Consider the following 10,760-nt stretch of genomic DNA (forward strand, 5'->3'; position numbering starts at 1 on the left):
TTGAGGGACAGGCCATGGTTACACGCAGCGATACGAGAGCTTCCCGATCTAAGCCGATAAACACGTTCAAGTCGTCTGTCCGTGCGTTGAACGCAAAGCCTTGCGTCCCAGTCTGAAAGAATGGGCAGAGGATTAAAGATGGAGATCATTATGGCGTTTGCTTAAAAAAACGTAACCCGATCCGGATTTCTTCTCGAATGGGCCGATTGCCCCGTTTGGTACCACGGTTCAACAACCCAATAGGAGAAAAAGAACTCCGCGTCAGTCGCGTCTGGCCCAACTCAGTCGTCAAGTTGGAGACGAAAGCAAAACCAATTAGATTGCCACCCGATTCAAGCTGTTGTAAACTATCGGTCCGAGTTTGCTATAGCCAGTGGTGCCCAGTCGAACCTCGCATCAAAGCGGTCCTGCCCATTTTAGATTCTCCAAACCGGCCCAATGAACTTGAGAATCATCCCCACCTATCTCCTTCCTGAATATGCGGTCAACGTGACGTTATGAATTCTTACCCTATTGCCATCGAAATTGCTGGCCCCAGTGCCATGTGGACCCGACCTGACACCGGTGACGCACCTGTCAGTTACCTGGCGCCCACTTATTCCGCGGCCAAGGGAATTTTTGAATCCGTATGTTGGCTCAAGTCGGCTGTGGTTCGTCCGACGCGAGTTGAGATATGTTCAATGCCGGTTTGGCATACTTTCACGACGAATTACGGCGGACCGCTGCGCAAATCAAAGTCGGTCAAAGAGGGCAACAGCTTTCAACTCTTAGCGACTGTATTGGTCAATGTTTGCTACCGGATCTATGGCGAAGCAGTTGGCGTTGAACATGACCGTGGGCAAACCGAACGAAGCGGTGTGTACAGAAAAGCCAAGATCAATGGTGCCCATGCTTATCAAGAAATATTCCAACGTCGGTTGCTCAAGGGCCAGTGGTATTCGACGCCTTGTTTAGGTTGGAAGGAATTTGTACCGAACTATGTCGGGCCGCTCCGCGACGAATCTAAGGCATGCCCGAGCGTCAACGCTTGCTTACCAAGCATGCTGCAATCTGTTTTTTCGGAAACCAGTCACGGCACGTATTCACCAAGCTTCCGTCAAAGTGTTGAAATCCGCAAAGGAGTGCTTCACTATGCTTAACGAACTCTACGACCTGTCGAAGAGTCTCGATCGACTGGGGGTCGAAGTTGTTTCGTGGCATCGGTTTTTGAAAGAGTGCCCACGCGGGAAATCATTTTTTGTGGACTTGGGTAGAGACTCCAATGTGACTGCGATTCGCCCGATTACTGATCCAGATCGCTTAAGTAATCTACGCAAGTATGAAAAGGCAGCCGGCTATTCATTCCCATCATTCAACATTCTGCCACTATGGCAATTCGACGAGGAACAACACAGGGAAACGGCAGCTAAATTGCGAAAGTCAATGGGAAGCAAAAAGCGACCTCCGATCGAAGAAGCATCGCAACAGATTGCCGAACTTGTCGCAGTCGCACGTTCTTGCTGGGTCGATCCAAACAAGAAAAGCGGTGGACGTGACGCGATGGACAAGGTAAACGGGTGCGTCGGAAGCATTGTTGATGATGTTGCCGCGATCGTCGAAGTAAGCGACACCAAGGCATCGGCTCCGTTGCATGCAATCATTGAACGCGCCAAGCTACTCGACGGCGAACAGCTTCACAATCGCCTCTCGGCATGGCTCGTCGAGCAATTCGCAAAGCCTTCAGACAACTCGGTCACTTGGTTCGATTTACTGTTCTTCGCCAGTGGGAAAAAACCGAAGTCCTTTTCGGTCGTATTGGAACTGAGTGAACAACACGAATTTGAGTATCCCGTCAATCATCCGGCGGTTTTTGACCACCTGAATAACTGCCTTCAAGGCAGTGACGCTTCCGCGTCGGACAACAGCAAGGCATTGCGGCCGGACGCGTTCGCAGCCACGGATGGAGGACGTGAGAAGAGTTTTCCTACGGTGAAAATGTCACGGTTTGGGAACATCAATATAAGGGCGATGTCGCGTGAATCTTTGTGTCAAGTTCGCTACGGAGTCGCTGAATCCAAATCGTTCCCGGTTGCCCAGACAATCCGGCAACAGTGCAAGAATGCATTGGAATGGATCTCGCGAGACCAACGGAAAGATGTGACATGGTGTGACATCACATCGATTAGCGGTTCGCCGTCGATACTTTTTGCGTATCCTTCGCATTTGCCCGAGCAGATACCTGCGCTAGCGTTCTTGCTCAATGGCGATGAAGATCCAACATCACTCCAAACGGAAGGTCAGTTTGAAGCTTGTGCTGAAACGATTGCGAAGGCGTTGTCTGGTCGCAAGGAATCGGAGGGTTCGAAGGAAATAGTCATCTTCGTGCTCGCGAAACCGGATGGATTTCGCACCAAGGTCCTTTACAGTCACCGGTGCAGCGAGTCGCACCTCATCAAATCAGCGGAAGATTGGCAACACGGCTGTTTGAACATTCCCGAGATCCAAGTTCGGCAATTTGGGCGTGAGAAAGGTGACAAACCACAGTGGCGCACGCCACTGATACCGTTTACCACGGAGATCATTGGTTGCCTCAACACGGTTTGGTTGCGACAGGGGACCCACGCCAGTTCTTGCAAAACCGTCGGTGTCGCCGACTCGCTTTCTATTCTACTTGACCATGGCGAAACGTTGAATCGAACAGCATCGAACCTGCTCGAAGTGACGCTCAAGAACACAATCGGCTTGATGCTCGCAGTCGGACAAGCCAGCAGGCTTGGCCGCGTTCATGCGGTGGCTCGCAACCAGCAAAAACACCAACTTCTGATCCCACGAATCCTGGGCTTGTTGCTCTGGAAGCTCGGCATTCCCAAAGGAGATTATATGAAGACCCCCGCGTTCTGGGTTGGTCGCATGCTCGGCCTGGCCGATCAACTTCATTTGCAATACTGCTATCATGTGCGCAAAGGAGAAATTCCACCACAGCTGGTCGGTAATTCGCTGATGTCCACGGCGCTCAGCACGCCTGAACACGCTTTGTCCGTTCTCGCTGAACGCATGCGACCGTACCAAGCATGGGCGCAAACCGTACACACGGGTGAGAACGTCGGTTTGGCGAAATACCTTTTGTCGCATCTCAGTGCCGTTTCGATCCAACTCGCCGAACTTGACATTCCGACCCGAACCAACGATTCCGATCGAGCAACGATGTTGCTCGGCTACCTATCACGTCCTGCAAAAGATACACGTACCACCAACGGAGAGAACGAGAATGACGACAGCGACCAAGAATGATGTGCAGCGAGTGACTGGATTGCTAGTGATCGAAGTCATCAACTCTAATCCCAACGGTGACCCTGACCGGGAAAGCGATCCTCGTCAGCGGCCAGATTGGCGTGGCGAGATCTCACCCGTCTCGTTTAAGCGAAAGCTGCGTGACTTAGTCGAAGACAAGGACGGAATCGTCTGGGATCAAATTTCAAGCGACTTGAAAATCGCAGCGGAAGAGTTTGGGATTCTTGAATCGCGAGGTCGTGACCGTAAAACGATTGAAGGACAAATCAAGGACGGCACTTTCAAAGACGCCTATTGGGACGGGCGAGTGTTTGGCAATACGTTTCTTGAAGAAGGCACATCTGGATCGATTAAGACGGGCGTCGTGCAAGTTGGGCTCGGCATCAGTGTGGCGCCGATTGAAATCAGCCGGCACACGAACACCAATAAATCGGGAGTTCAGGAAGGAAAAGATCGAGGAATGGCTCCGATGGGCTATCGATTCGTACCGCATGGCGTCTATTGCATGCCATTCTTCGTAAACCCATCCATGGCACCAAAATCGGGTTGTACACAGCGTGATATCGATCTGATGAAGGCACTGATTCCTCTTGCGTATTCCCATACGCGTTCTCACGCTCGCCCCATGGTGGAAATCAGGCATGCTTGGGTGATGACACACAAGTCACAGCTTGGATCTTGCTCTGACTTTGCACTCATCGATGCGCTGGCGCCGACCAAGAAGAACGAACCGGATAAAGCGTCAACAGCCTGGACTGATTACGAGGTACCAACAACGCTTCCGAAGGATTTTTCGGAAAAGGTGATGCTCGAAGATTTGGTTTGACCTCATCTCCAATTAATTCAGTAACCATGCTTTACGCCCATAGCCCCAAAGCCAAAGACGGCATTACCGCGCAGACCTATCGCGACCACATCCAAGCGGTCTATGCAGGTGCAGTTCAGAGAGCAATGGGGGCAAGTGGGCAAACGGTGTTTGCCTCCCTTTTCAACGACGCCGTTCGCTTAGCCGCTGAGTTTCATGATCTGGGTAAGCTTGATCCATTGAATCAAGCCGTATTGTCTTCGGAAGGGAAAGGCAGGCTACCAATCAATCATGTTGATGCAGGGACTGCGGAGATGTTGCGACGAACATCATCAAGAGCCGCAATGGTTGCGGCACTACTAATCTATTCTCATCATCGTGGGCTGCCCGATTTCTCGGAGTTGCAACAGAACCAATTGCGCGACATTACCGTTGACGAGAGTTTGGGTCTAACCAAATTGCGAACGGATCGATTCCTAGATGAGTACGTGAACGCTCATGAGGGTGAAACCGACTTTCCGATTGCTTCATCAAAGGTGTCTTATCAATCTCCAAAAAACCTGCAATTGCTATCCCGGTTCGCATTGTCTTGTTTGGTCGACGCCGATCACTTTGATACGTCTGCGAATTATGGACAGGCTCACCCATCGCCCCAGGTTCACCTGCGACCATCCGAGCGACTGAAGCAGTTGGATCGCTACGTCGCAAGCCTGAAGAGCAACAAAGAGGACAAACGCAATCAACTGCGAGGGAAAGTTTACGCGTCATGCCGCAGCTCAAACGTTCCGCGAGGAATCGTCGCCTGCGACAGTCCGGTTGGTTCTGGCAAGACCACAGCGGTCATGGCGCACCTACTGCAAGTCGGGCGTAAACATAAAATGAGACGAATTTTCGTCGTACTACCCTATACGAATATCATCACACAAAGTGTTGACGTTTACCGCAAGTGCCTCGTTCTAGCTGGTGAGAATCCTGAACATGTCGTTGCCGCACATCATCACCGTGCCGAATTCTCTGATCCCCAATCACGCCATTTGACGTATCTTTGGGAAGCACCGATAGTGGTCACCACGGCAGTTCAGTTTTTCGAGACACTTGCTGCCGCACGAACAGGGACGCTACGCAAACTGCATCAATTGGCTGCATCTGCTGTTTTTATAGACGAATCACATGCGGCACTTCCGGCATCGCTTTGGCCGATAGCGTGGAAATGGTTACAAAGTTTTCGGGACGAATGGAATTGTCATTTTGTGATGGGTTCCGGTTCCCTTTCACAATTCTGGACCCTACCCGAGTTTGCTAGCCCGCCGGTGCAAATCCCCGAATTGATTGACGAAGCGCACAGTCAAGCCAGTAGTGAATTCGAGGCGGAGCGAATTCATTACCAATCCCAGTCAGAACCGTTGGACTTGGATCAACTCGTTGATTGGGTCGACCGGCATTCTGGGCCAAGGTTACTGATCGTCAACACAGTTCAATCCGCCGGGTACATTGCGATGCAGATCAAGGCAAAAACCGGTAGGCGGTCGGTCGAACACCTATCGACTGCGCTTGCCCCTGTTCATCGGGAGCGGACGCTATCGCGAATCCGATCACGACTTGATGACAAATCCGACACCGATTGGACATTGGTCGCCACATCGTGTGTCGAGGCCGGTGTGGATATCTCATTCCGGACAGGTTTCCGTGAACGCTCGTCGCTCAACAGCCTTTTGCAAACATCCGGACGAGTAAATCGATCGGGTGAATACGGGGCTGCAGATGTTTGGGATTTTCAACTCGTCTTCGATCATCGCCTTCGGAAACATCCCGCCTTTGAAGATTCCGCGGAAGTTCTTGGTCAATTGTTTAGCGAAGACAGAGTGGCCCTTCAATTCTGCACTGAGGCAATGCGGCGAGAGATTCGACGTTGTGGAATGAAAAGCGATGCTAAGTTGCTGTTGGAGGCCGAAGAAAAGCAACAGTTTGTAGAGGTTCAATCGCGATTCAAAGTGATCGACTCTAACACCGACGTTGCCGTCGTGCTTCCTTCGCTCAAGAATCGCTTGCGTGCCAATAAACATGTTTCGTTTCAGGATTTGCAAAGTGGCAGCGTTCAAATCTATTCGAATCGGCGAGCCGACTTTGCCTTGTCACCAATCGTTCAGCGGCCAGGCGTTTTTGAATGGACGTTGAAGTACGACAAGTTCCTGGGCTACATGGCTGGAATCATTGACAATGTCGAACTGCTCGATGGCGGTGTTGCATTTGCATAGCGAGGGGCAAAGATGAGTGACGACGACTTGCTTTCAATTCGCTACCTCAACGACTTTTTGTTTTGCGAGCGAAGGGCCGCTTTGCATTTGAATGAACAGATTTGGAAGGACAACCAGTTCACCAGCGAAGGGCTTTTGGCTCATAAGCGTGTCGACATACCGAAGAGCTTACGTCGGTCCGATCGTCGGCAAGTGACTGGAATGTGGTTAGTTTCCTATCGACTGGGTTTAATCGGCATCGGTGACTTGGTGGAACTGCGAGACAACGATGAAGGCCCGCCGAGTCCTTATCCGGTCGACTTTAAACGAGGAAAAAAGCGACGCTGGGACAATAACGAGGCGCAACTGTGCGCTCAAGCCATGTGCTTGGAAGAGATGCTTGGCGTGGACGTGCCGGTCGGTGCGATCTTTCACATTAAGAGTCAGCATCGCGAAGAAGTTGTCTTCGACGAAACACTGCGATCTTTGACGGAAAACACAGCCAAGCGGCTGCGCGAACTTGTTGAGTCGAGTGAGACGCCGACGGCAAAGTTCAAGCAAAAGTGCAAAGGCTGTTCGTTGTTGGAGTGGTGCATGCCGAAATCGCTACGCCCTCGTGCCACTGCCGCGAAATACCTGCAATCGATTGTCGATGACGGAATTGCCGAACCTTCCGATGGGGACTCACTATGAAGCATCACCTCAATACGTTGTTTATCTTTACGCAGGGTGCCTACTTACGGAAGGAATCCGAAACCGTAGTGGTGCGGATCGATAAGGAATCCAAGACACGGCTGCCACTGCTGAACATTGGCTCCATTGCGTGTTTTGGGCGTGTTGGCATCAGTCCTCAATTGATGGGATTCTGCGGTCAGAAAGGGATCGCGATCACATTCATGACTGAACATGGACGTTTTTTGGCGGCGGTCCACGGATTCACGCCGGGAAACGTACTGCTGCGGCGGGAGCAGTATCGACGCGCTGATGATCAGGATTCCGCCAAACTGATTGCACGAGCCTGCATCATCGGCAAGCTGGCAAACTATCGTACGGTTCTGCGACGTGGAGTTCGCGATCAATCAGCGTCCGATGCAACCAAACGTCTGACCCGTACGGCGAACCGCATCGACATGGCAATCCGAACGCTCAACGATTCGCTATCGCTGGATCAACTGCGTGGCATGGAAGGCGAGTTCAGTGCCGAGTATTTCGGCGTCTTCAACGACTTGATTACATCGGGTAAGGGCGAGTTTGTATTTTCCGGTCGGACACGCAGGCCTCCCAAAGACAAAGTTAACGCGATGCTATCGTTTCTCTATAGCATGTTAACGAACGATTTGCGGTCAGCCTGTGAAGCCGCTGGTTTGGACGCAGCGGTAGGCTTTTTGCATCGTGACCGGCCTGGACGGCCAAGCCTCGCACTCGATTTGATGGAAGAGTTCCGTGCTGTGTTGGTCGATCGATTAGTTCTTTCGCTAATCAATCGTGGGCAGGTCAAAGCCAACGGATTTGTCGAGGAGCCGGGAAACGGGATCCGGATGAACGAGGCAACACGCAAGACGATTGTCGCGGCTTACCAAAAACGCAAGCAGGAGACTGTCACGCATCCATTCCTGAACGAAAAGATGACGCTCGGCTTGGTGCCGCACATCCAAGGCCGACTCTTGGCAAGACACTTGCGAGGCGACTCGGACGCCTACCCTCCGTTTGCATGGAAATAAGGAGATGTCGATGATGGTACTAGTCACCTACGATGTTGCAACCTCCGATCGAGTTGGTCAACGTCGATTACAAAAAGTTGCAAAAACATGTCAAAACTTTGGTCAACGCGTGTAAAATTCAGTTTTTGAGTGCGACGTTTCGATGGAGCAGTTCGTACGACTGAGAGGCGAATTGACGGACGTGTTGGATCCGTCGTCTGATAGCCTGAGATTCTACTTTTTGGGCAACAATTGGAAGCATCGAGTGGAACACATTGGGGCTAAGCCGGTTTCACCGATGGACGATCCACTAATTCTCTAGCGATAAGCAAGGTAATCGACCGCGAACCCATAGCGACCGGCCGAAACGTGGTGGGATCGCGACTGTCGCAACATGGCTGGATATCTGGCTTTACGTATGGCAGGCCGACGACTCTGCGAAATCAGGCACCAAGAAAAGATGAGTTCGCGAAATTAGACCCCTTACTCGGTTGGTCCCTAAGAGTTAAGAATGAGGGATCGTTCGCTCGCGAGAGCGAACGCGGATTGAAACAAATTCCCACCCTTGTTCGATTAACTCTTTTTATCGTTCGCTCGCGAGAGCGAACGCGGATTGAAACGAAATCCCCTGCACATCCGCCACCGTAGCCGGTGATCGTTCGCTCGCGAGAGCGAACGCGGATTGAAACAAGCGAATTGGCCGCACAGATTGACGCGATCGTATCGTTCGCTCGCGAGAGCGAACGCGGATTGAAACGGAGTGCCACCAATACAACAAATTGTCGGATCGCATCGTTCGCTCGCGAGAGCGAACGCGGATTGAAACTGCTTCAACAGCACTTCGACTGTCTTCACGTCTTATCGTTCGCTCGCGAGAGCGAACGCGGATTGAAACTAATCAGCCAGACTTTCTCGCTGAAGTTTTCTGCATCGTTCGCTCGCGAGAGCGAACGCGGATTGAAACAGACATCGTCAGAGCTGAAATCGAAACGCAGGTATCGTTCGCTCGCGAGAGCGAACGCGGATTGAAACTCGGTCAACTTTGCATCTTTAACTTTCACCATTATCGTTCGCTCGCGAGAGCGAACGCGGATTGAAACAATCGCTCCGTAATTGTGGTCGCTTCCGATCGTATCGTTCGCTCGCGAGAGCGAACGCGGATTGAAACAAAACTTCGTGACTGTACGTGTGACTGCCGAACTATCGTTCGCTCGCGAGAGCGAACGCGGATTGAAACGAGTAGCATGATTTCGTGTGACACTCGCCAATAAATCGTTCGCTCGCGAGAGCGAACGCGGATTGAAACTGTGCGACTCAGTCTCACCGATGCGTTCTCAATATCGTTCGCTCGCGAGAGCGAACGCGGATTGAAACACGAATCAGCGTCTTAATCGTCTCGTCTGCGTATATCGTTCGCTCGCGAGAGCGAACGCGGATTGAAACGGTGCAATCACTTGGTGAGAATGTTTTCTTGATATCGTTCGCTCGCGAGAGCGAACGCGGATTGAAACAGTCCAATCAGATCGTTTTCCTTGTCATGAACCAAATCGTTCGCTCGCGAGAGCGAACGCGGATTGAAACACAATCCCACTAAGATCCACCCCCGACGTCTCGCACATCGTTCGCTCGCGAGAGCGAACGCGGATTGAAACATTCGATTAGCTTTTTGCCGGTTCGTGTCTCTTCATCGTTCGCTCGCGAGAGCGAACGCGGATTGAAACATTGCTGACATAGATGATCACATCGGGGGTGAAATCGTTCGCTCGCGAGAGCGAACGCGGATTGAAACAGTCCAATCAGATCGTTTTCCTTGTCATGAACCATCGTTCGCTCGCGAGAGCGAACGCGGATTGAAACACGATAACAATTTCGCGGTGCGTTGGCTGTTGGATATCGTTCGCTCGCGAGAGCGAACGCGGATTGAAACGTCCTGGAATGTGTCGGAGGTTGCTACGGGCGGATCGTTCGCTCGCGAGAGCGAACGCGGATTGAAACGACGATTTGCGGATTTTTCAGTAGCCAAAGGTATCGTTCGCTCGCGAGAGCGAACGCGGATTGAAACGCCTAATGACTCGAAAGCGTTGTTGTTGCGTCGATCGTTCGCTCGCGAGAGCGAACGCGGATTGAAACTGAACCAGTGCGTGTATAGTAGGTGTGGTCGTTATCGTTCGCTCGCGAGAGCGAACGCGGATTGAAACGTAGATGTTGGACAATTCACCAACTTCATTTCCGATCGTTCGCTCGCGAGAGCGAACGCGGATTGAAACGACAACTTACTCAGTTATGCAGCGGGTTTGACCATCGTTCGCTCGCGAGAGCGAACGCGGATTGAAACATTTGTAAGTCGTCTATCATCTACTAATTCTCCATCGTTCGCTCGCGAGAGCGAACGCGGATTGAAACGGAGTGGAACGGCGATAAATGCAAGATGGTCTACGATCGTTCGCTCGCGAGAGCGAACGCGGATTGAAACTTCATTCATTACGCGCCGCCGACGTGGTCGACGATCGTTCGCTCGCGAGAGCGAACGCGGATTGAAACTCGCCAATGTCGAGAACGCGACTGGCGACGACTTATCGTTCGCTCGCGAGAGCGAACGCGGATTGAAACCGTGATGCAGCCGGCAAAGCATTCGGCGTTTCTATCGTTCGCTCGCGAGAGCGAACGCGGATTGAAACGTGACCCCATTGGATGCAGCCTAATGACCCGAAAATCGTTCGCTCGCGAGAGCGAACGCGGATTGAAACGCCT

General features: G+C 51.8%; 6 protein-coding genes, 1 pseudogene and 1 CRISPR repeat array (1 of these 8 running past the window's edge). All 7 genes and pseudogenes read left to right on the plus strand.

Features of this window, described 5'->3' with window-relative positions; translation table 11 throughout:
* The first annotated feature begins 497 nt into the window (after positions 1-497).
* The 7 genes and pseudogenes from cas5 (at position 498) to cas2 (ending at position 8,331) form a co-directional block, all read left to right on the plus strand.
* Positions 498-1,139: a CRISPR-associated protein Cas5 gene (gene cas5 / locus CA13_RS29605; RefSeq protein WP_146402801.1), complete on the plus strand. Its 642-nt coding sequence runs from the start codon at positions 498-500 to the stop codon at positions 1,137-1,139.
* Positions 1,132-3,270, plus strand: a complete 2,139-nt coding sequence (locus CA13_RS29610) for a hypothetical protein (protein WP_146402803.1) — start codon at positions 1,132-1,134, stop codon at positions 3,268-3,270. The genes cas5 and CA13_RS29610 overlap by 8 nt, the downstream gene beginning before the upstream one ends.
* On the plus strand, positions 3,248-4,096 hold the full coding sequence (locus tag CA13_RS29615) for a type I CRISPR-associated protein Cas7 (protein WP_146402805.1): 849 nt from the start codon (positions 3,248-3,250) through the stop codon (positions 4,094-4,096). Before CA13_RS29610 ends, CA13_RS29615 begins: the two co-directional genes overlap by 23 nt.
* Before the next feature lie 26 nt (positions 4,097-4,122).
* Complete coding sequence (locus CA13_RS29620; protein WP_146402807.1) at positions 4,123-6,330, plus strand: CRISPR-associated endonuclease Cas3''; 2,208 nt, start codon at positions 4,123-4,125, stop codon at positions 6,328-6,330.
* A gap of 12 nt (positions 6,331-6,342) precedes the next feature.
* Positions 6,343-7,002 (plus strand): CRISPR-associated protein Cas4, encoded by a 660-nt coding sequence (gene cas4 / locus CA13_RS29625; protein ID WP_146402809.1) that lies wholly within the window; start codon positions 6,343-6,345, stop codon positions 7,000-7,002.
* Positions 6,999-8,030 carry a type I-C CRISPR-associated endonuclease Cas1c gene (cas1c, locus tag CA13_RS29630; RefSeq protein WP_146402811.1) on the plus strand — a complete coding sequence of 344 codons (1,032 nt, stop codon included), beginning with the start codon at positions 6,999-7,001 and terminating at the stop codon, positions 8,028-8,030. The genes cas4 and cas1c overlap by 4 nt, the downstream gene beginning before the upstream one ends.
* Positions 8,031-8,043: 13 nt before the next feature.
* Positions 8,044-8,331 (plus strand): annotated as a pseudogene (gene cas2 / locus CA13_RS29635) (CRISPR-associated endonuclease Cas2).
* A 196-nt stretch (positions 8,332-8,527) separates the two neighbouring features.
* Positions 8,528-10,760: a CRISPR direct-repeat array (repeat unit 35 nt; unit sequence ATCGTTCGCTCGCGAGAGCGAACGCGGATTGAAAC) (it continues 1,097 nt past the right edge of the window).

Origin of the sequence: Novipirellula herctigrandis (assembly GCA_007859835.1) — a bacterium.
GTDB classification, from domain to species: domain Bacteria; phylum Planctomycetota; class Planctomycetia; order Pirellulales; family Pirellulaceae; genus Novipirellula_A; species Novipirellula_A herctigrandis.

Excerpts from the sequence above, each read along its gene's own strand:
- cas5 (WP_146402801.1), top strand. The coding sequence starts at position 498 with ATGAATTCTTACCCTATTGCCATCGAAATTGCTGGCCCCAGTGCCATG.
- CA13_RS29610 (WP_146402803.1), top strand. The coding sequence starts at position 1,132 with ATGCTTAACGAACTCTACGACCTGTCGAAGAGTCTCGATCGACTGGGG.
- CA13_RS29615 (WP_146402805.1), top strand. The coding sequence starts at position 3,248 with ATGACGACAGCGACCAAGAATGATGTGCAGCGAGTGACTGGATTGCTA.
- CA13_RS29620 (WP_146402807.1), top strand. The coding sequence starts at position 4,123 with ATGCTTTACGCCCATAGCCCCAAAGCCAAAGACGGCATTACCGCGCAG.
- cas4 (WP_146402809.1), top strand. The coding sequence starts at position 6,343 with ATGAGTGACGACGACTTGCTTTCAATTCGCTACCTCAACGACTTTTTG.
- cas1c (WP_146402811.1), top strand. The coding sequence starts at position 6,999 with ATGAAGCATCACCTCAATACGTTGTTTATCTTTACGCAGGGTGCCTAC.